This window comes from Pseudoxanthomonas japonensis (assembly GCF_010093445.1).
Classification (GTDB): domain Bacteria; phylum Pseudomonadota; class Gammaproteobacteria; order Xanthomonadales; family Xanthomonadaceae; genus Pseudoxanthomonas_A; species Pseudoxanthomonas_A japonensis.
The window spans coordinates 63,159-82,535 of record NZ_PDWW01000018.1; the positions used below are offsets into that span (position 1 = coordinate 63,159).

18 protein-coding genes are annotated in these 19,377 nt (G+C 68.7%); 6 read left to right on the forward strand and 12 right to left on the reverse strand.

All coding sequences use genetic code 11. The annotated features are described in order from the left end of the window. Positions 1-2 precede the first annotated feature (2 nt). Positions 3-806 (reverse strand): enoyl-CoA hydratase-related protein, encoded by an 804-nt coding sequence (locus CSC78_RS12790; protein ID WP_162338246.1) that lies wholly within the window; start codon positions 804-806, stop codon positions 3-5. A 109-nt stretch (positions 807-915) separates the two neighbouring features. Here CSC78_RS12790 and CSC78_RS12795 point away from each other — a divergent pair, with 109 nt between their 5' ends. From CSC78_RS12795 to CSC78_RS12805, 3 genes are read left to right on the forward strand one after another with little or no spacing between them, the layout of a single operon-like run. Continuing rightward, positions 916-1,161, forward strand: a complete 246-nt coding sequence (locus tag CSC78_RS12795; RefSeq protein ID WP_162338247.1) for a FeoA family protein — start codon at positions 916-918, stop codon at positions 1,159-1,161. Continuing rightward, the gene (gene feoB, locus CSC78_RS12800; RefSeq protein WP_162338248.1) at positions 1,158-3,020 is read left to right on the forward strand and encodes a ferrous iron transport protein B; all 1,863 of its coding nucleotides are present in this window, start codon (positions 1,158-1,160) and stop codon (positions 3,018-3,020) included. Before CSC78_RS12795 ends, feoB begins: the two co-directional genes overlap by 4 nt. A gap of 3 nt (positions 3,021-3,023) precedes the next feature. Next, positions 3,024-3,257, forward strand: coding sequence for a DUF6587 family protein (locus CSC78_RS12805; protein WP_162338249.1), 234 nt, complete (start codon positions 3,024-3,026; stop codon positions 3,255-3,257). A gap of 6 nt (positions 3,258-3,263) precedes the next feature. Here the strand turns inward: CSC78_RS12805 and CSC78_RS12810 are convergent, their stop codons facing one another. The 9 genes from CSC78_RS12810 to CSC78_RS12850 all read right to left on the reverse strand — a co-directional run bounded on the left by CSC78_RS12810 (position 3,264) and on the right by CSC78_RS12850 (position 12,212). Then, positions 3,264-4,649: a J domain-containing protein gene (locus CSC78_RS12810; protein ID WP_162338250.1), complete on the reverse strand. Its 1,386-nt coding sequence runs from the start codon at positions 4,647-4,649 to the stop codon at positions 3,264-3,266. After that, positions 4,646-6,337: a molecular chaperone HscC gene (locus CSC78_RS12815; RefSeq protein ID WP_162338272.1), complete on the reverse strand. Its 1,692-nt coding sequence runs from the start codon at positions 6,335-6,337 to the stop codon at positions 4,646-4,648. Before CSC78_RS12815 ends, CSC78_RS12810 begins: the two co-directional genes overlap by 4 nt. A 65-nt stretch (positions 6,338-6,402) precedes the next feature. Further along, complete coding sequence (locus CSC78_RS12820; RefSeq protein WP_162338251.1) at positions 6,403-6,771, reverse strand: hypothetical protein; 369 nt, start codon at positions 6,769-6,771, stop codon at positions 6,403-6,405. Continuing rightward, positions 6,768-7,307: a bactofilin family protein gene (locus CSC78_RS12825; protein WP_162338252.1), complete on the reverse strand. Its 540-nt coding sequence runs from the start codon at positions 7,305-7,307 to the stop codon at positions 6,768-6,770. Before CSC78_RS12825 ends, CSC78_RS12820 begins: the two co-directional genes overlap by 4 nt. Positions 7,308-7,475: 168 nt before the next feature. Then, entirely contained in the window at positions 7,476-8,225 is a 750-nt protein-coding gene (locus CSC78_RS12830; protein WP_162338253.1) for an SDR family oxidoreductase, read from the reverse strand. A gap of 3 nt (positions 8,226-8,228) precedes the next feature. Further along, positions 8,229-9,836, reverse strand: coding sequence for a carboxyl transferase domain-containing protein (locus CSC78_RS12835; protein ID WP_162338254.1), 1,608 nt, complete (start codon positions 9,834-9,836; stop codon positions 8,229-8,231). A gap of 174 nt (positions 9,837-10,010) precedes the next feature. Continuing rightward, positions 10,011-10,355 carry a hypothetical protein gene (locus CSC78_RS12840; protein WP_162338255.1) on the reverse strand — a complete coding sequence of 115 codons (345 nt, stop codon included), beginning with the start codon at positions 10,353-10,355 and terminating at the stop codon, positions 10,011-10,013. A gap of 165 nt (positions 10,356-10,520) precedes the next feature. Beyond that, a complete protein-coding gene (locus CSC78_RS12845) occupies positions 10,521-10,865 on the reverse strand; it encodes a hypothetical protein (RefSeq protein ID WP_162338256.1) in 345 nt (114 codons plus the stop codon). 171 nt (positions 10,866-11,036) lie between these two features. After that, positions 11,037-12,212, reverse strand: coding sequence for a thiolase family protein (locus tag CSC78_RS12850; protein ID WP_162338257.1), 1,176 nt, complete (start codon positions 12,210-12,212; stop codon positions 11,037-11,039). Positions 12,213-12,339: 127 nt separating this feature from the next. On the opposite strand from CSC78_RS12850, the gene CSC78_RS12855 reads away from it, so the two are divergent. Further along, complete coding sequence (locus CSC78_RS12855) at positions 12,340-13,113, forward strand: DUF2189 domain-containing protein (RefSeq protein WP_162338258.1); 774 nt, start codon at positions 12,340-12,342, stop codon at positions 13,111-13,113. Between the two features lie 63 nt (positions 13,114-13,176). Next, positions 13,177-16,065 (forward strand): autotransporter serine protease, encoded by a 2,889-nt coding sequence (locus tag CSC78_RS12860; RefSeq protein ID WP_162338259.1) that lies wholly within the window; start codon positions 13,177-13,179, stop codon positions 16,063-16,065. A 79-nt stretch (positions 16,066-16,144) separates the two neighbouring features. Here CSC78_RS12860 and CSC78_RS12865 read toward each other — a convergent pair whose 3' ends face one another. Together CSC78_RS12865 and CSC78_RS12870 are read right to left on the reverse strand one after the other, a co-directional pair. Continuing rightward, positions 16,145-17,317: an isovaleryl-CoA dehydrogenase gene (locus CSC78_RS12865; protein ID WP_162338260.1), complete on the reverse strand. Its 1,173-nt coding sequence runs from the start codon at positions 17,315-17,317 to the stop codon at positions 16,145-16,147. A gap of 52 nt (positions 17,318-17,369) precedes the next feature. After that, positions 17,370-18,470 (reverse strand): Glu/Leu/Phe/Val dehydrogenase dimerization domain-containing protein, encoded by a 1,101-nt coding sequence (locus tag CSC78_RS12870; RefSeq protein ID WP_162338261.1) that lies wholly within the window; start codon positions 18,468-18,470, stop codon positions 17,370-17,372. A 222-nt stretch (positions 18,471-18,692) separates the two neighbouring features. On the opposite strand from CSC78_RS12870, the gene CSC78_RS12875 reads away from it, so the two are divergent. Further along, the gene (locus tag CSC78_RS12875; RefSeq protein WP_162338262.1) at positions 18,693-19,313 is read left to right on the forward strand and encodes a TetR/AcrR family transcriptional regulator; all 621 of its coding nucleotides are present in this window, start codon (positions 18,693-18,695) and stop codon (positions 19,311-19,313) included. The last annotated feature ends 64 nt before the right edge of the window (positions 19,314-19,377 follow it).

Consider the following 19,377-nt stretch of genomic DNA (forward strand, 5'->3'; position numbering starts at 1 on the left):
CGTCACTCCTTGGTGGCCCAGCGGGGCGTGCGCTTGTCGAGGAAAGCCGAGAGACCTTCCTGGCCTTCCGGCGACACGCGCAGTCCGGCGATCAGGTCGGCGTTGTCGGCATCCAACTGGTCGCGGTCGGCGCCGTGCGCCACGCGCGCGACCAGCCGTTTCGCGCCCGCGGCAGCCCGTGGGCCGGCTTTCAGCAGCAGGGCGAGCTGGCGTTCGACGGCCGCGTCCAGTGCTTCGGCGGCGACCACCTCGTGCAGCAGGCCGATCCGCAGTGCGGTAGCGGCGTCGAAGATTTCCGCAGTGGCGAACCAGCGCCTCGCCTCGCGTGGCCCGATGGCGGCGATGACGTACGGCGAGATCACTGCGGGCAGCAGGCCGAGCTTGCTCTCGGTCAGGCCGAACTTCGCCTCCGGCACGCCGATGGCGATATCGCAGCAGGCGACCAGGCCCACGCCGCCGCCGAACGCCGCGCCATGCACGCGCGCGATCGTCGGCTTGGGCAGTTCGTCCAGCGTGCGCATCAGGCGGGCGAGGGCGAGGGCGTCCTCGCGATTGGCCGCCTCGCTGGCCGAGGCCATCCCGCGCATCCAGTTCAGGTCGGCGCCCGCCGAAAACGACGCGCCGCTGCCTTCCAGGACCACGGCACGGACGGCGTCGTCGGCGGCGACCTGTTCCAGCGTTGCGGTCAGGGCGGCGATCAGGCCGGCATCGAAGGCGTTGTGGAGGGCGGGGCGATCCAGCCGGAGGCGCGCCACGGCGCCCGTGCGGGTCAGTACGAGGGGGTGTTCCTGCGGTGATGCCGCCATTCCGGTCTTTTCCTGCAAGGTCCGCCGAATGATAGCGGCACAGTCCGTTGCGGCCGTCGTGCAGTGCGGCGATGCTACAATGAGAACAGTTCGCATTTGAGGCTGCCGCGTGATCCTGACCGACCTTCCCCGGCGTACGCCCGCCATTGTCGAATCCGTCGATGACCATGGTCCGCAGGACAGCATCGCCCGTCGCCTGCGCGAACTGGGCTTCGTCAACGGCGAGGAGGTCGAGATCGTGGCGAAGGGTCCGCTGGGCGCCGAACCGCTGCTCGTGCAGGTGGGCTTCACCCGCTTCGCGCTGCGCCGCTCCGAAGCCGCGCGCATCCGCCTGCGCAATGGAGCCGCCGAATGAGCGCGGCAGACGCCTCCACCTTGCGGCTGGCACTGGTCGGCAACCCCAATTGCGGCAAGACCGCGCTGTTCAACCAGCTGACCGGCAGTCGGCAGAAGGTCGCCAACTACGCCGGTGTTACGGTCGAGCGCAAGGAGGGTCGGCTCCACTCCGCGGATTCCGGACGCAGCTACGCCGTGCTCGATCTGCCGGGTGCCTACAGCCTGCATGCCGCCAGCTTGGACGAAGCGGTCACCCGCGACGTCTGCCGGGGTTTCTATCCCGGCGAAGCCGCACCGGACGTGCTGGTGTGCGTGGTAGACGCCACCAACCTGCGCCTGCACCTGCGGTTCGCGCTGGAGGTGCGCGAACTCGGCAAGCCGATGATCCTGGCGGTCAACATGATGGACGCCGCGCAGCGTCGTGGCATCGCCATCGACCTGGCCGCGCTGGAGCGCGAACTGGGCGTGCCGGTGGTCGAGACGATCGCGGTGAAGCATGGCGGCGCGCGCGCGCTGGTCGAGCGCATCGACGCCGTCGCCGCGCAGCCGCACGAACCCCGTGTGCATCTGTCCGAGGGCGCCGACCTGCATGCGGAAACCCGTCGCCTGCTGTCGCTGGCGGTCACCATGCCCACGCGCACGGCGAAGATCGACGATGCGCTGGACCGCTGGCTGCTGCATCCGGTGTTCGGCCTTGCTGTCCTCATCGTCGTGATGTTCTTCATCTTCCAGGCCGTCTTCGCCTGGGCGACGCCGTTTGCGGACGCTATCGAAGCAGGCACCGCGTGGCTGGGGGAGGTCGTGGGTGGTGCGCTGCCCGAAGGGCCGCTCAACAGCCTGATGGTGGATGGCATCATCGCTGGCCTCGGCGGGGTCGTCGTGTTCCTGCCGCAGATCCTGATCCTGTTCGCTTTCATCTTGGCGCTCGAAGAGAGTGGCTATCTTCCTCGCGCGGCATTCCTGCTGGATCGCTTGATGCGGGGGGCCGGGTTGTCGGGCCGCTCCTTCATCCCCCTGTTGTCGAGCTTCGCTTGTGCCGTGCCCGGCATCATGGCCACGCGCAGCATCCAGGATCCGCGCGACCGCATCGCCACGATCCTGGTCGCTCCCCTGATGACATGCTCGGCGCGACTGCCGGTCTACACGCTTCTTATTGCCGCATTCATTCCCGATGAAAAGGTGGGAATCTTCAATCAGCAAGGTCTCGTGATGTTCGGGCTGTACGCCGCGGGCATACTCAGTGCCCTGGTGGTGTCGTGGGTGATGAAGAAGTGGCGCAGAGACAAGAGCGAGCATGCACTACTCCTGGAGCTGCCGTCGTACCGCATTCCGCATCCGCGCGACCTGCTGATCGGCCTGTACGAACGCGCCATGATCTTCCTCAAGCGTGTGGGTGGCATCATCCTCGCCTTGACCATCCTGCTGTGGGTATTGCTGACGTTCCCGGCGGCACCTGCCGATGCCGTGGGGCCAGCCATTGACTACAGCTTTGCAGGACGTATCGGCCATGCAATGGCGGTGTTCTTCGCACCACTGGGTTTCAACTGGCAGATCTGCATTGCCCTGATCCCGGGCATGGGTGCCCGCGAAGTCGCCGTATCTTCGCTCGCGACGATCTACTCGCTGTCGGCGGCCGACGACGATGCCGCCATCCAGGCGCTGACGCCGGTCATCAGCGACGGCTGGTCGCTGGCCACCGCGCTGTCCCTGCTGGTGTGGTTCATCTACGCCCCGATGTGCATCTCGACGTTGGCCACCATCAAGCGCGAGACCAACTCGTGGAAGCAGATGGGCTTCGCGACGTTCTACCTGTTCGCGCTGGCCTATCTCGCCTCGCTGGTGACCTATCAGGTCGCCAGGGCGCTGGGTGCGGGCTGAATCGTGGACGCTTCGCTCGCCCTGCAGTACGCCATCATCGCGGTTGCGGTGGTGGCCAGCGCGTGGGTGGTGCTAAAGAAGCAGTTTCCCGGTCCGCTGCGCAAGGCGCGGGTGGCGCTGGCGTTGCCGATGTTGCGCGAGGACCGCGCGCCGTGGATCCGCGGACTCGGGCGCTGGATCGCGCCGCCGGGCCTCACGACCGGCAAGACCTGCGGCGGGTGCGACGGCTGCGGCTGACGAGCTTCAGGCGAGCCGCAGTACCAGGCCCAGTACCACCATCGACACGAAGACGACGAAGGACGTGACCGTCGTCCAGCGGTTCCCCGCGGCACTCGCCAGGCTGATCCGGTGGCGCCGCGCGTAGGCCCAGTCGCAGACGCTCACGCCGATGGCCGCGCCTGCCAGCGCTGCGAGCCATGGCGAAAGCCAATCGGCGGCGGGTAGTGCACGCACCAGCCAGCTGACGCCGATGCCGAAGCGCAGGGCGTCGAAGACCTGCCGGAAGTGCAGCAGTGCCGCCGGCAGCACCAGCACGAAACCCAGTGCCGGTATGTCCGGCAGCAGGAACGCCACCATCAGCCCGGCGGCAGCGAGCCAGACCGGCATCAGGGCGATCCATGGCGCGTGCATCGTGGCCGGGCGTTCGCGCAGCGCCCACAGCGCACGCATCGCGTGCCACATGCACAGCATGCCGGCGACCGCGGCGAAGGTCATGCCCGTCACGCGGGCCGCGCGGTCGGGTTCGACACTGGTCAGCTGGCACAGGCCGGCGATCAGCAGCGTGGCCGCGCCGGCGGAGAGCAGGACGGTCGCCCACCGCCAGGCACCCGCGTAGAAGGGATCCGCCAGACGGCTGAAGAAGGCCTGTTGTCGCGCATCGAGTCCCGGCACATCGTCGCCGTAGTCCGCGACCAGTCGTTGGGACAGGCGCGCGGCGCGGATCGAGAAACCCGGCATGCAGGCCAGCAGCAGCGCCAGCGGCCAGCGGAACGTGCGCTTCAGTTGCCGGATGGTCAGTGGCCGGTCTTCGTCGAAGGCCTGCGTGTCCTCGTTTTCCACCGCCAGTACGACCTGCCTGCGCCTTTCCACCCAGTCCGGCGGTGTGAAGCCGAAGAACTCGCCCAGCACCGCCAGGTTGCCCGGCGACACCGGTGCATCTTCGTAAGCGATCCGTTCGAACACCTCTGCGCCGACGCGCCGCTTGACCTCCAGCGAGTACAGGTCCGGATGCTGCGCGAGATGCTGCCGCAGCAGACTCGGCAACTCGTGCGTGGCGCGCGCCAGCAGGTCGTCACGCAGGGGGTCTTCGTCGACGGGCGGCGCGACTGGCTCGGAATTTCCTGCGGTGCCAGGAGAACGCATGGCGTGCGTCGCCGGCGCATCGGCCTGGCGTGTCTCGAGGATCGGCATCGGCGACGCCATCCCGGGCAGGTCGTCCCCAACAGCGTGCGGGAGCGCGGTGTCGCGCGGGTACGAAAGCGCCGCCTGGTACGCCTCGTTGAGCCGCTGGAAGCCTTCGGGATCATCGTCGGGCCGGTGGAGCTTCAGCAGCCGTGCGTACGCACGCTTGATGGTGCGCTCGTCCGCTTCCTCGCCGACCCCGAGCAGGTCGTACGGCCATCCACTCACGCCTGCGCCTCGATGTGCTCCAGCATCCTTGCAAAGTCCGCGCGGTGTTCGCGGATCTGTATCGGGTCCTGGCCGTCCAGGATGGTGCGGAAGCGGACCAGCGCGTCCTGCAGGTCGTGGCGCGCCCACAGCAGTTCCTCGTACAGCCGCTCCGCGCGCGCGATCAGCGCCAGGTTCTCCTGCTGGTCGCGCGGATGCACCTTCAGTTCCGACAGCCTGGCCAGGCGCTCCCGGATCTCGCCTGCGGACAGCACGCCGGGGTTCTGTTCCAGCACCACCTCGTGCGTTTCGCCCGTCGCCAGCACCGTGGCTTCCACCTGCAGCAGGCCATTGATGTCGTAGGTGAAGCGGATGTCGACCGGATTGTCATGGGCGGCACGCGCGGGCACCTTCACGGCGATGGTGCCGAGCTTGACGTTGTTCTCCACGCGCGGGCTTTCGCCCTGGTATATGTTGAACTCCACCTGCGTCTGCAGGTCGCGCATCGGCTGGTAGCGCTCGACGCGGCTGACCGGCACGGTCGCGTTGCGGTGGATGATCGGGGAGAACAGGCCGGTGGTGACCTGGCCGTGCCCATCATCGCGACCGGTGTCGACGCCCAGCGAGTGGGGGCAGACATCGGTCAGGATGATTTCCTCGAGTTTCTCGTCGCGCGCCTTCATGCCGGCGGCCACCGCCGCTCCCAGCGCGATGGCTTCGTCGGGGTTGATGTGGCGCAGCGGCAGCCGGCCGAACATGCGCGAGACCAGCCGGGCGGTCAGCGGCATGCGCGAGGCGCCGCCGACCAGCACGATATCGTCCAGTTGCCCGGGTTCCAGCCGTGCGTCGCGCATGGCGCGCTCCAGCGGCGCGCGCATGCGCTGCACCAGCGGCTCGCACAGGCGCGCGAAGCCGGCCTCGTCGATCTGCCACTGGCGAGCTTCCCCTCCCAGCGTGAAGTCCACGGTCAGCGCCTGGCCGGCGGTACTGGAGAGCTCGCGCTTGGCCAGTTCCAGGCGCCGGCGCAGGTGGGCGTCCTCGGCTGCGGTGAGCTTCCGCGGATCGAAGCCGGTGTCGCGCAGGCAGGCCTCGCGCAGGACGGACAGGAAGTCCTCGCCGCCCAGGAAGTTGTCGCCCGCGCTGGCGTGGACCTCCATCACCCCGTCGAACATCTCCAGGATGGAAACGTCGAAGGTGCCGCCCCCCAGGTCGAACACCAGGAAGCGGCCACCGTCGCGTTGCTGCAGCCCATACGCCATGGCGGCGGCGGTGGGTTCGTTGATCAGGCGTTCGACCTTGATGCCGGCCAGTTCGCCCGCGATCCGCGTCGCCTTGCGCTGCGCGTCGCCGAAGTACGCCGGCACGCTGATGACGGCCTCGGTGACCGGTGCGCCCAGGTGGCTGGCGGCGTCGGCCAGCAGCGAGCGCAGCACCATCGCCGACAGTTCCTCGGGTCGCAGCGCATGTTTTCCCAGCCGGGTGACACGGTTGGTGCCCATCCAGCGCTTGAAACTGGCGACACTGCGCTGCGGATGGGTGATGAGCCGGTCGACGGCGGGCCGGCCGACGATGAGCGCTTCATCCGCGTCCACGCTGACGACCGATGGAGTGAGCAACTCGCCCAGTGCATTGGGAATCAGCACCGGACCGTCCGGTCCGTAATAACCCACGAGCGAGTGCGTGGTTCCCAGGTCGATACCGACGATCATCCAGTCCCCGCTGGCGTCCATGTCGGCGTCGAGTGTAGCCGGGCGCTCCGCCGGCGGGGAGGGCGTCAATGCCGCGTGCGTCGCCCGGCCGACTTGCCGGTCGCGGGGTTGAGTTCCACCGACAGCACGAAGCTGCGCTGCTCGTGCGGCTGCATGGCGCCAACGCCGACGACCTGGCGGGTCACTTCGTCGCCGCGCTCGTTGCGGATCGACAGCACCACGCTGTACTCCCACGCTGCGCCCTCGGCCGGCGGTTGCAGCGTGCCCTCGATCCGCAGGGGAGTGAGGGCCGGCGTGGCGTTGGCACCTGCGCCGGGTTCGAAGCGCAGGTGATGGCGGCAGCCCGGGCAGACCGCCGCGCTTTCCAGGATGGTCGCCTTGCAGTGCGGGCAGGTGCGGGTGGCGCCGGCACTGCCCGGGCGGGGTTGGCTCATGCGGTGGTGCCGGGCTCCGTGCCGTTCGACTTGCCGCCCTTGGCGGGCGTGTCGTCCCAGCCGAACTCGGCATTGCCGCGCATGCGCGAACCAGCCGCCACGGTGAGCGCGCCGGCCTTCACGTCGCCGACCAGCACGCCGGACGACAGCAGTTCCACGCGGGATGCGGACTCGATGTTGCCCTCCAGCTCGCCGGCGATGGTCACCTTCTTCGCGCGCACGCCGCCGTTGAGCTTGGCGCCGGTCTCGATGGTCAGGTCGCCCTGCACGTTGACATCGCCCTTGAACCGGCCGGCGATGCGGATATGGCCGGTGCCTTCGATCTTGCCCTCGATGGTGAGGTCGGCGGCGATCAGCGATTCCTTCAACGCTTCCTGGGGCGCGGACCGTTCCGCCGGACGTGTGCCCGGCGGCGCAGTGACGGCGGGCGAGAAATCCGCCGCTGCCGGTGCGTCACGCAATGCGGACGGCGTGGGCTCGGGCGGCAGGGGAGCGCCGTCCTTCTTCGCGGGCGCTTGGTCTTTCCAGATGGACATGCAGGGGATGCTCCGGCGTGGCAGGGCATTCGACTATCGCCAATCCTCGCCCCCTCACACTGTGATCACGCCTGCCAAACGGGGACGTCGCCACACATCGTCTTGTACCGGTTCACCTTGCAGCCGGAGTTGTCGACGCGTCGCTCACATGCCTGAAGAGGGTGTGCTTCAGCGGCCGCCGGCGACATCGACGAAGGTGCCGGTGGTGTACGACGCCTGCGGCGACAGCAGCCACAGGATGGCCTGAGCCACCTCGTCCGGCTGGCCGCCACGTCGCATCGGCACGAATGCCTTCACCCGGTCCACCCGGCCTGGTTCGCCGCCGTCGGCATGCATGCCGGTGTAGATGAAGCCGGGCCGGACGGCGTTGACGCGGATGCCCTCCTGCGCGACTTCCTGCGCCAGGCCGACCGTCAGCGTATCCATCGCCCCCTTGGATGCGGCGTAGTCGACATATTCACCGGGCGAGCCCGTCTTTGCCGCGACCGACGACACGTTGACGATCGCGCCCCCGTGACCGCCATGGCGTGTGGACATGCGCCGCACCGCCTCGCGGCAGCAGAGCAGCGTGCCGGTGACGTTGGTGGCGAGGATGCGGCCGATGCGGGCGGCGTCCATCGTGTCCACGCGCATCTGCGTTTCGAGGATGCCGGCGTTGTTGACCAGGGCGGTCACCGGCCCCAGCGCTTCGTCCATCCGCTGGAACATCGCCACCACGTCCGCTTCGTCCGATACATCCGCCTGCAGCGCGACGGCACGGCCGCCAGCCGCCACGATCTGCGCCACGACCGAGGCCGCCGCGGCCTCATCGCGCCGGTAGTTCACGCCGACCGCATACCCTTGCCCGGCCGCGAGCAGCGCGGTCGCCGCACCGATGCCGCGGCTTCCGCCGGTGATGAGGACGACCTGCGGCGCCACCGGCTACATCCGGAACACGCCGAATTTCGCCGGCTCGATCGGTGCATTGAGCGAGGCGGACAGGCCGAGACCAAGCACGCGCCGGGTGTCGGCCGGATCGATGATGCCGTCGTCCCACAGGCGTGCCGTCGCATACCACGGGCTGCCCTGCGATTCGTACTGGTCGCGGATGGGGGCCTTGAACGCATCCTCTTCGTCCGCGCTCCACGCCTTGCCGGCGGCCTCGATGCCGTCGCGCTTCACCGTCGCCAGCACGCTGGCGGCCTGTTCGCCGCCCATCACGCTGATGCGCGCGTTCGGCCACATCCACAGGAAACGCGCGCCGTACGCGCGACCGCACATGGCGTAGTTGCCGGCCCCGAAACTGCCGCCGATCACCACGGTGAACTTCGGCACGGACGAACACGCGACGGCCGTGACCATCTTCGCGCCATCTTTCGCGATGCCGGCGTTCTCGTACTTGCGGCCGACCATGAAGCCGGTGATGTTCTGCAGGAACACCAGCGGGATGCCACGCTGGTTGCACAGCTCGATGAAGTGCGCGCCCTTCAGCGCGCTCTCGCCGAACAGGATGCCGTTGTTGGCGACGATGCCGACCGGATACCCGTGCAGGTGTGCGAAGCCGGTGACCAGCGTCTTGCCATAGCGCGCCTTGAACTCGTCCAGTTCGCTGCCGTCGGTGATGCGCGCGATGACCTCGCGGATGTCGAACGGGCGGCGCGTGTCCTTCGGCACGATGCCGTAGAGCTCCTCCGCGGGATAGAGCGGCTCGCGCGTGTCGCGCATGGCCACCGGCAGCGTCTTGCGACGGTTGAGGTGGCCGACGATGCCGCGCGCGATCTCCAGCGCGTGGCGATCGTCCTCAGCGAAATGATCCGCCACGCCGGAGACGCTGGTGTGCACGTCGGCGCCGCCCAGCGCTTCGGCATCCACCACTTCACCCGTGGCGGCCTTCACCAGCGGCGGACCACCGAGGAAGATCGTGCCCTGTTCCTTGACGATGACGCTCTCGTCGCACATCGCCGGCACGTAGGCACCGCCGGCGGTGCAGCTGCCCATCACCACGGCGATCTGCGGGATGTTCTCCGCGCTGAGCCGCGCCTGGTTGTAGAAGATGCGGCCGAAGTGCTCCTTGTCCGGAAACACCTCGTCCTGCAGCGGCAGGAAGGCACCGCCGGAGTCGACCAGGTAGACGCAGGGCAGGCGGTTTTCACGCGCGATCTCCTGCGCGCGCAGGTGCTTCTTCACCGTCATCGGGAAGTAGGTGCCGCCCTTGACCGTCGCATCGTTGGCCACGATGACGACTTCGTTGCCCATCACCCGGCCGATGCCGCAGACCATGCCGGCCGTGGGCGCGGCGCCGTCGTACATGTCTTCGGCGGCGAGCGGTGCGATCTCCAGGAACGGCGAGCCGGGGTCGAGCAGGGCGGTGATGCGGTCGCGCGCGAGCAGCTTGCCGCGCTCGGTGTGCTTGTTGCGGGCTTTCTCGCCGCCGCCGTCGGCCGCGCGCGCGAGCCGGCGGTCCAGTTCCTGCACGAGCACGCGATGGTAGGCCGCGTTGGCGGTGAAGTCGGGCGAGCGCGGATCGAGTTGCGAGGTGATGGCGGGCATGCGGCACGGAACAGCGGGAAAGGCGGCATCAGACCACGAAGCCGCCCCGTGCGCCAAACCGCACTGCAAAAAACCATCGGCAGCGCGTGCCTGCATCGCGCGCGATCGGTGGGTCCCGAAAACGACAAGGCCCGCTTGCGCGGGCCTTGTCCGATTCGCGATGAGGCGAGTCGATTACTTCTTGGCTTCTTCAGCCTTGGCTTCGGCCTTGTCGGCCACTTCGGCGGCCTTGTCGGCGGTCGCCTGCGCAGCGTCGGCGGTGGCCGAGGCAGCAGCAGCGGCAGCGTCGGTAGCGGCGGCTTCGGTGGTGGCGGCAGCGTCGGACGCGGCAGCGGCGGTGGCGTCGGCAGCGGCTTCGACGGCGTCGCCAGCGGCGGTCGCGGCGTCACCGGCGGCGGCGGCGGCCTGGTCGGCGGCAGCGGCGGCGTCGGCAGCGGCCTGGTCGGCGTTGTCGCTCTTCGTGCAGGCGCTCAGGGCCAGGACGGCGGCGGCCAGCAGGACGGTGGTCTTGATCTTCATGCGGATCCCCAAATCGGTGTGTGGAAGAAAGTGGCAGCGGGCGGCGATGTCCGTTCGTCCTCGAGCCGAGGCGCGAACCGGGACGCCATGCCCGGATACAGAAAAAGCCGCCAGCGAACTGGCGGCTCTTTCAGTCTAACGCTAAATCAGGCAACTACCAGCAGATTACTGCTTGGTGGCTTCCTTGGCAGCGTCGGTCGCGGCTTCGGCGGTGTCGGCAGCCTGGGCAGCGGCGTCGGCAGCAGCGTCGGCGGCTTCCGTCGTGGTGGCGGCAGCAGCGTCGGTCGCGGCGGTGGCGGCGGCGTCGGCGGCGGTGGCAGCGGCGTCGGCCGACTGCTGGGCGGCGTCGGCGGTCACTTCGCCAGCGGCAGCGGCGGCGTCGGCGGCAGCCTGGGCTTCGGTCGCGGTCGCAGCGGCGTCAGCAGCGGCGTCGGCAGCCTGTTCCTGGTTCGAGCACGCAGCCAGGGCGAAACCCAGAGCCAGCGCGATCAGAGCCTTGTTCATGGTCATCGTTGCATTTCCTCGTCGTTAGTTAGGCAACGCGCAATTGCGCGCCTGCAACATGATGACAAGCCCGTTACCCGTGTCAAGCGGTTGGCCGGTTATCTTTGTCAATCCGTTGTTAATTCCTATGGGCGGCGCGAAACCCTCTCCGTGCCGCCCCCGAACTGCGCGAACCGGTCAGACGATTTCGACCGCGATCGCAGTGGCTTCGCCGCCACCGATGCACAGGGTGGCGACGCCGCGCTTGGCGCCCCGCACGCGCAAGGCGTTGATCAGGGTGACCACCAGGCGTGCGCCGGACGCACCGATCGGATGGCCCAGCGCGCAGGCACCGCCGTTGACGTTGACCTTGGCGTGCGGGATGCCGAGTTCCTTGATCGGCGCCATCGCCACGACCGCGAACGCCTCGTTGACTTCGAACAGGTCCACCTGGTCCACCGTCCAGCCGACCTGCTTGAGCAGCTTGTCGATGGCGGCGACCGGCGCGGTGGTGAACCATTCCGGTGCCTGCGAATAGGTGGCGTGGCCCACGATCTTCGCCAGCGGCTGCAGGCCGCGCTTGGCCGCTTCGTCGGCGCTCAGCAGCACCGTGGCGGCGGCGCCGTCGGAGATGCTGGACGAACTGGCAGCGGTGACGCTGCCGTCCTTCTTGAAGGCGGGCTTCAACGTCGGGATCTTGGCGATGTCGGACTTGCCGGGCTGTTCGTCGGTGGCGACCTCGACCTCACCCTTGCGGCTGGCGACCTTCACCGGAACGATCTCGTCATTGAACGCGCCCGAGGCCTGCGCGGCCTGCGCACGGGTGACGGATTCGATCGCGTAGGCGTCCTGCTCCTCGCGGGTGAAGCCGAACTTGGCCACGGTGGCCTCTGCGAACACGCCCATCGGCTGGCCGTCGTAGGGGCTGGTCAGGCCGTCCCATGCCATGTGGTCGACCGCCTGGAAGTTGCCGTAGCGGTTGCCGGTGCGCGAGTTGGGAATCATGTGCGGGGCGTTGCTCATGGACTCCATGCCGCCCGCGACGACGATGCTGGCCGACCCTGCCTTGATCAGGTCGTGGCCGAGCATGATCGCCTTCATGCCCGAACCGCACACCTTGTTGATCGTGGTGGCACCGGCCGCGTCCGGGATGCCGGCAGCACGCGACGCCTGGCGGGCGGGCGCCTGGCCAAGGTTGGCCGGCAGCACGCAGCCCATGATGACCTCGGACACGTCGGCGGCGGGAATGCCGGACTGCTCCAGCGCAGCGGCGATGGCGGCGGCGCCCAGCGTCGGGGTGGGGACGCCGGTGAACTGGCCAAGGAACGAGCCGATGGCGGTGCGCTTGGCGGCGGCGATGACGATGTCGGACATGGGGGCTTCCCGCGTGGAGTGAGATCCCGATTATCCCGCTCCGGCCCGACGACGGGCAAATCGGCCGTTGGTACAGGGCCGGACGTCCTCCTGCACCGGGCGTATGCTGGCCGCCAGGGGAGGGAGCATGACGGAAGGACCATCGACAGAACCGGCTGCACGGCCCTTCGTCGTGCCGTGCGCGGACCTCGACGCCGGCGCGCCGTGGCGCTGGTTGCGCGCCGGTTGGCGCGATGTGCGGCGCGCACCCGGGCTGACCCTGTTGTTCGGCGTGGTGATCGTGCTGGTCAGCCTGGGCATCTCCTGGCTGGCCTACCTGCTGGGGCGGTTCGCGTTGCTGGCGACGCTGCTGTCGGGGTTCGTCTTCGTGGCGCCGCTGCTCTGCGTGGGCCTGTACTGCGTCAGCCGGGCGCTGGAACGCGGGCGCACGCCGCGGCTGCGGGACTCGTTCGTGCTGGCGAAGCGCGTGCTGGGCCAGGCGGGGGTGTATGCACTGGGGCAGGGCGTGATCATCCTGCTCTGGTCGCGCGCCGGCATGATGGTCAGCGCGTTCTTTCCGTTCGACGGCAGCGACCCGACGGCCTTCTGGGAGTTCCTGGCGCTGGGCTCGGCGGTAGGCGCGGTGTTCGCGGCGCTTACGTTCGCCGTCACCGCCTTCTCGCTGCCGATGATCGCCGACCGCGACGTGGACATGGTCACGGCTGCCGTCTCGAGCGTGCACGCAGTGATGCGCAACAAGCGCGTGATGGTCCTCTGGGGCCTGGTGCTGGTGACGCTGACGGCGATCGGATTCGCCACCGCGCTGCTGGGCCTGGGCCTCCTCATGCCCTGGCTGGCGTACGCCAGCTGGCACGGCTACCGGGAGACGCTGGACGCGTCCGCCTGGGCTGCAATGGAGTAGGCCACGGGGTAAAGTCGGTCCGGGCGGTGCAGGGGTGCACCGCCACCATCAGGGAGAACGGGGATGAAGGGATCGCACGACGGCATGGCCGCCCGCGCACGCGCGGCAGGCCTGGGGATGCTCGCACTGGTACTGGCCGCGTGCGGGGGCGGTGGCGGAGGCTCGGCGGTACGGCCGGATCCGCCGCCACCGACGGGCGTGGGGTTTACGCCGAACGTGGTCATCGATGCGTCGTTGACCCAGGTGAATCCGCCCTCCGTGCCGACGCAGGCGCCCCCCGTCAGCCTGCCCGAGTACAGCCAGCACCTGCAGCTGATCGGAGCGGCCCGTTCGCTGGGGGCAGGGTTGACCGGACAGGGCGTGACCATCGGTTTCGTCGACACCGGCGTGAATCGCAACCACCCCGCATTGAGCGGGCGGGTCAACGCCAACTTCGTCAACGTCAATCCCGCGACCAACAACACCAGCGTCGACGACGTGGTGGGCCATGGCACCGTGGTCGCGCAGATCGCTGCGGGGCGCGGCATCGGCAACTGGGGCGGCGGTGTGGCGCCCGGCGCGACCATCGTCTCCTCGCGCATCATCAATGACACCCGCCCCGACGACGACGGCACCGGAGAGGGCAACGAGATCCGTGCCGGCCAGGGTTACGGCGATTTCTTCCGCAGCATCAACAGTCAGTTGGCCGGTGCGGGCGCGCGGATCATCAACAACTCGTGGGGCGGGCTGTACTGGAACGACGCGGCGCTGACGACCGAGCTGGCATCGGCCTACCGCGACTTCGTCATCGGCCGCGGCGGTCTGATCGTGTTCGCCAACGGCAATGCCGGCGACATCCCCGCGCTGCGCGCCGACCCGTCCGACAACGCCGCGCTGCCCAGCCTGTCTGCGGCGGCGGCCGACCTGGAACGGGGTTGGCTGACGGTAGCGGCACTGGATCCGGACAATCCCACCCGCCTGACCGACTACTCGCAGGCCTGCGGCATCGCGATGAACTACTGCCTGGCCGCGCCGGGCAACGTCGTCTTCATCGATCCCGCCGCACGCACGGGCGATACCAGCTACAGCCTCTATCTGGGGGGCGGTACTTCCTATGCGGCGCCGCAGGTGTCGGGCGCGGCGGCCGTGGTGTGGTCGGCATTCCCGTACTTCAACAACGATCTGGTGAGACAGACGCTGCTGGGCACCGCGCGCGACATCGGCGCGACCGGCGTGGACGCCGAGTTCGGCTGGGGCGTGCTGGATGTGGGCCGCGCCGCGAACGGCCCCGCGCAGTTCGCGTGGGGCGACGTCACCGTGTCGTTCACCGGCACGTCCGTCTGGCGCAACGCCATTTCGGGTCCCGGCGGGCTGATCAAGCAGGGGGCCGGTACGCTGATCCTGGCCGACCGTGCGTTTTACACCGGCGACACGCGGGTGGAAGCAGGCAGCCTGTACCTGGTCAACGGCAACGGCTTCTCCAATATCCATGTCAGCCAGGGCGCCACGGTCTGGTCGGGCGGCTATGCCTCGTCGGTCAACAACAACGGCACCTATCTGGTCGCGGCCAACAACACAGTCGGCGCCTACCGCTTCGCGCAGGGCCCGACCGGCAACCTCGGCGTGTGGCTGGGGAATCCGTTCATTGCCTCGATCGAGGCACGCCTGGATGGCCAGATCAGCGTGCTGGGCGTGAAAAGCGGCTACATCACGTCGGCCCGTGAGGTACTGCTGAATTCGTCGCAGATCATCGGCCGCTTCAGCAGCCTGAAGGCGGCACCAAGCGTGTTCCTGGAGGCTGCACTCGCCTACGACACGAACAACGTCTATCTGGACATCAAGCGCATCGACGTGTCGCGTGCGATCGCGGGTATGTCGCTGCCCAAGTCCGCGCAGGCGGCTGCCGTGAGGATGGAGGCGGCCATGTCGGCCGTCGACGGGCAGTTGGCGGGGCAGGCCGTTACGGGCATCGGGCAGGGCTTTATCGATGGCGCAGGGGATTTCCAGCGCGCAGGGAGTGTCACGGAAGCCGACGCCTCGCTGCGCAGCCTGTCCGGCGACCTGCATGCGGTCGCGGACGCGATGACCTACGACGTGATCGGCGCCGGTCGCCGTGCGTTGGGCGCGCGGGCGGAAGCGCGCGCATCGGGTCTAGTTCCCGGCCTGGACTGGTACCAGTCGCTGGGCGCACCGGGGCAAGGCGCGCTCGGCGTGGCGCGTTACCAGGCCGATGGCTGGCTGCTGGGCAGTGACGGGCAGCTGGGTCGGCAGGGCTTTGCCGGCATGGCGTTCGGCGAGGCACGCGCCAGCGGTGGTGCGCAGACGGGCCGGGACCGCGGCCGCGACCGCCAGACCCAGGCGCTCGCCTATGCCGGCACCGACTGGAACGGCACGCATGTGATCGGCCTGCTCGGTGCGGGACGGTTCGACCGTCAGATCGATCGCGGCCTGCTGGTCGGCGGCAAGATGCAGGGCGTGGCGACTGGCTATGCCGGTCGCTATTTCACCGCGAGCGTGGAGACCGGTCACCGTATCGGGGGCTCCCAGGCGTGGGTGTCGCCGTATGCCGGCATGGAGTTCACCCGCCTGCAGCGCGATGGCTTTACGGAACTGGGCGCGGACGGCTTCGGCCTGACCACGCGCGACAGCCGCACCGACCGACTGCAGGCGCTGGCCGGCGCGCGTGCATACCGTGGCTGGGAAACCTCGGCGCTGGGCGCCGTGTCGCTGCAGGCGTACGCCGAGTGGCAGCGAACGCTGGACGGACGCGGCCTCGACGTGGACGCCAGTTTCGTCGGCGTCGACAGCTGGGCGCCGCTGGCGCTGGCGGAACGCACCAGCACGCACCTGGGTGTCGCGCTGGAAGTGTCGCCCTGGCGGAAGGCGATGCTGTCCTTCGGTTACGACCTGCGCAACGGCAGCGACGAGCGCAGCGACAGGCAGTGGTCGTCGCGGTTGCGCATAGGGTTCTGACGTAGGGCGGGCTCAAGCCCGCCGTCCTGATGGATGGACGTACGAGGTGGTGGGCCGGGGCCCACCGACGCCGCGCGGATCAACCCCGCCCGTCGAACAGTTCCCGGCCGATCAGCATCCGGCGGATCTCGTTGGTGCCGGCACCGATGGCGTAGAGCTTGGCGTCGCGCAGCAAGCGACCGGCCGGATACTCGTTGATGTAGCCGTTGCCGCCCAGCGACTGGATGGCTTCCAGCGTGACCTGCACCGCGGCTTCCGACGCATGCAGCAGGCAGCCGGCGGCGGCGGCGCGCGAGCCTTGGCCTTCGTCGAAGCCACGCGCCACTTGGTAGGCGAAGGCGCGGCTGGACTGCAGCGCGGTGTACATGTCGGCCAGCTTGCCCTGCATCAGGCCGAACGTGCCGATGGCCGCATCGAACTGCTTGCGCTCACGCACGTAGGGGAGGGTGATGTCGAGCGCCGCCTGCATCAGGCCGATCGGGCCGCCGCTCAGCACCAGGCGCTCGGTGTTCAGGCCGCTCATCAGCACGCGCACGCCCTGGTTCACGTCGCCCAGCACGTTTTCCTGCGGGATCTCGCAGTTCTCGAACACCAGTTCGCAGGTGTTGCTGCCGCGCATGCCCAGCTTGTCCAGCTTCTGCGCGGTGGAGAAGCCCTTCATGCCGCGCTCGACGATGAAGGCGGTCATGCACTTGCTGCCCGCGTCCTTGCCGGCGGTACGCATGTAGACCAGCAGCACGTCGGCTTCCGGGCCGTTGGTGATCCACATCTTGTTGCCGTTGGCGACCCATACGCCGTCGCGCAACTCGGCGCGGCAGCTCATCGAGCCGACCACGTCCGAACCGGCGCCCGGTTCGCTCATCGCCAGCGCACCCTTCCACTCGCCGCTGCACAGCTTCGGCAGGTACGTCGCGCGCTGCGCGGCGTTGCCGTTGAGGTAGAGGTTGGAGACGCACAGGTTGGAGTGCGCGCCGTAGCTCAGGCCGACCGAGCCCGAAGCGCGCGAGATCTCTTCCATCGCGACCAGGTGGGCCAGGTAGCCCATGCCGCTGCCGCCGAACTCGGGGTCGACGGTGATGCCGAGCAGGCCCAGTTCGCCCAGCTTGGGCCACAGGTCCTGCGGGAACGCATTGTCGTGGTCGATCTGCGCCGCCCGCGGCGCAATCTCGGTCTGCGCGAACCGCTGCACGGCCTCGCGCAGCGCATCCAATTCTTCGCCCAGCGGAAACCCGCTGACGGTATCCGGTCGCATTCGGTCCTCCCTCCTCCGCGGCCCAACTTCCAGGTTGATGAAACGTCCTGCGTCAGTGTTCGCCGCGCAGGTGCCCCATGAAGCGCGGGGCGGTGCGGCCCAGCGGCAGCTTCAGCTTGCCGATCGCGGCCATGCGCGCCTCGGCGATGCGGTCGGCGGCGTACTGCGGCGCGATGTTGTCCTTCTCCGCCAGGTCGAAGATCTTGCCGACGGTGTGGTAGATGGTCCGCATCATGCGCATGGCGCGTTCGCGGTTGTAGCCGTCGATCTCCAGCGACACGTTCATCACGCCGCCCGCGTTCACCGCGTAGTCCGGCGCGTACAGGATGCCGCGCTTGGCCGCTTCCACGCCGGTGACGTGCGACATCTGGTTGTTGGCGGTGCCGCAGATGACCTTGGCCTTCAGGCGGGGCAGGGTCTGTTCGTTGATCGCGTACTCCAGCGCACACGGGCTGAACACGTCGACCGGCAGGTCGTAGATCTCGTCCGGCTTGACCGCCTCGGCGCCGTATTCCTCCACCGCGTGCTCGACCAGCGCCGGGTTGAGGTCGGTGACGAACAGCTTGGCGCCGCGTTCCTTCAGCAGCTTCACGTACTCCATGCCGATGTGGCCCAGGCCCTGCACGGCGATGCTGTACTTGCCGATCTCCTCGTTGCCGAACTTGCGGTTCAGCGTGGCCATCAGGCCCTGCAGCGCACCGTAGGCGGTGAACGGGGCCGGATCGCCGGAACCGCCATGCACCTGGTGCACGCCGACCACGTATTCGGTCTCGCGGTAGACGTTTTCCATGTCGTTGACGTCGGTGCCGACGTCCTCGGCGGTGATGTAGCGGCCGCCCAGCGAGTCGACGTAACGGCCGAAGCTGCGGAACAGCACCTCGGTCTTGTCGGCGCTGCTGTCGCCGATGATCACCGCCTTGCCGCCGCCGACGTTCAGGCCGGCCAGCGCGTTCTTGTAGGTCATCGTGCGGCTCAGGCGCAGCGCGTCGGTCAGCGCCAGCGCGCTGTCGGCGTAGGGGCGCATGCGCACGCCGCCCAGCGCGGGGCCCAGCACGGTGCTGTGGATGGCGATGATGGCCTTCAGCCCGGCGTCCGGGTTGTGGCAGAAGACGACCTGTTCGTGGCCGGAGGTGTCGAGGGTTTCGAAGATCATGGGTGGGCTCCGGTGCGCGGGTGGGGACCGGCGCGGGCTTGCCTGTTCGTGGGCTAACGGGTGGTCAGAAAAGAAAAAAGCGACGTTTCCGGATCAGCCCGTGCTCGTCGCAGGGCGCCAGTCTAATCCAAGTCGCCGGATGGCGAGATGACACCCCGTACCCTCGACGGATGACCAGCGGCCTATTGCTGCAATAGAACGACCGTGCTATTTCTCTGGCCCATGACCCCGCAAGCCGCCACCCACAAAGGCAACGCCACCCGCGAGATGATCGTCGCGCGGGCCTACGACATCGCCGCCAGGCACGGCCTGGAAGGCCTGTCGATCGGCGAGCTGGCCACCGCGGCCGGCATGTCCAAGAGCGGCGTGTTCGCCCATTTCGGCTCGCGCGAGGACCTGCAGCTGACCGTGCTGGAGTGGACCGCCGAGCGTTACGCGCGTGCGGTGATCGTGCCGGCGGTCGGGCTGCCGCGCGGCCTGCCGCGCCTGCGCGCGATCATGGAGAACTGGTTCCGCTGGGTCTGCGACAACCCCGACGGCTGCCTGATCCTCGCCGCCGCCCACGAATACGACGCCCGCCCGGGCCTGCTGCACGACCGCATCGTCGACTGGCTGCGCCAACTGCGCGTGCAGCTGATGAAGGCGATCGGCATGTGCGTGGAGACCGGCGAACTGGCGCGCGAGACCGATCCCGTCCTGCTGGCGTTCGAATTGTTCGCCATCGCCCAGGGCCTGCACGACGCCCGTCTCTACGACGCCGACCAGGCGCCGTTGCTTGCCCGCCGTTCGCTGGACCGCCTGTTGGCGTCCTACGGCGCCCCCGCTGTTTCCACCCCCGCCTGATTCCCCCGAGGTCTCCCCCATGGCCGCTGTCTCTGCGCCCCGGAATAGCACGACCGTTCGCAAA

What these genes read in the sequence shown, in the direction of transcription:
- CSC78_RS12860 (WP_162338259.1), top strand. Translation starts at nt 13,177, where the DNA reads ATGAAGGGATCGCACGACGGCATGGCCGCCCGCGCACGCGCGGCAGGC.
- CSC78_RS12815 (WP_162338272.1), bottom strand. Translation starts at nt 6,337, where the DNA reads ATGATCGTCGGTATCGACCTGGGAACCACGCACTCGCTCGTGGGTTAT.
- feoB (WP_162338248.1), top strand. Translation starts at nt 1,158, where the DNA reads ATGAGCGCGGCAGACGCCTCCACCTTGCGGCTGGCACTGGTCGGCAAC.
- CSC78_RS12855 (WP_162338258.1), top strand. Translation starts at nt 12,340, where the DNA reads ATGACGGAAGGACCATCGACAGAACCGGCTGCACGGCCCTTCGTCGTG.
- CSC78_RS12790 (WP_162338246.1), bottom strand. Translation starts at nt 806, where the DNA reads ATGGCGGCATCACCGCAGGAACACCCCCTCGTACTGACCCGCACGGGC.
- CSC78_RS12870 (WP_162338261.1), bottom strand. Translation starts at nt 18,470, where the DNA reads ATGATCTTCGAAACCCTCGACACCTCCGGCCACGAACAGGTCGTCTTC.
- CSC78_RS12835 (WP_162338254.1), bottom strand. Translation starts at nt 9,836, where the DNA reads ATGCCCGCCATCACCTCGCAACTCGATCCGCGCTCGCCCGACTTCACC.
- CSC78_RS12845 (WP_162338256.1), bottom strand. Translation starts at nt 10,865, where the DNA reads ATGACCATGAACAAGGCTCTGATCGCGCTGGCTCTGGGTTTCGCCCTG.
- CSC78_RS12820 (WP_162338251.1), bottom strand. Translation starts at nt 6,771, where the DNA reads ATGAGCCAACCCCGCCCGGGCAGTGCCGGCGCCACCCGCACCTGCCCG.
- CSC78_RS12850 (WP_162338257.1), bottom strand. Translation starts at nt 12,212, where the DNA reads ATGTCCGACATCGTCATCGCCGCCGCCAAGCGCACCGCCATCGGCTCG.
- CSC78_RS12865 (WP_162338260.1), bottom strand. Translation starts at nt 17,317, where the DNA reads ATGCGACCGGATACCGTCAGCGGGTTTCCGCTGGGCGAAGAATTGGAT.
- CSC78_RS12875 (WP_162338262.1), top strand. Translation starts at nt 18,693, where the DNA reads ATGACCCCGCAAGCCGCCACCCACAAAGGCAACGCCACCCGCGAGATG.
- CSC78_RS12825 (WP_162338252.1), bottom strand. Translation starts at nt 7,307, where the DNA reads ATGTCCATCTGGAAAGACCAAGCGCCCGCGAAGAAGGACGGCGCTCCC.
- CSC78_RS12840 (WP_162338255.1), bottom strand. Translation starts at nt 10,355, where the DNA reads ATGAAGATCAAGACCACCGTCCTGCTGGCCGCCGCCGTCCTGGCCCTG.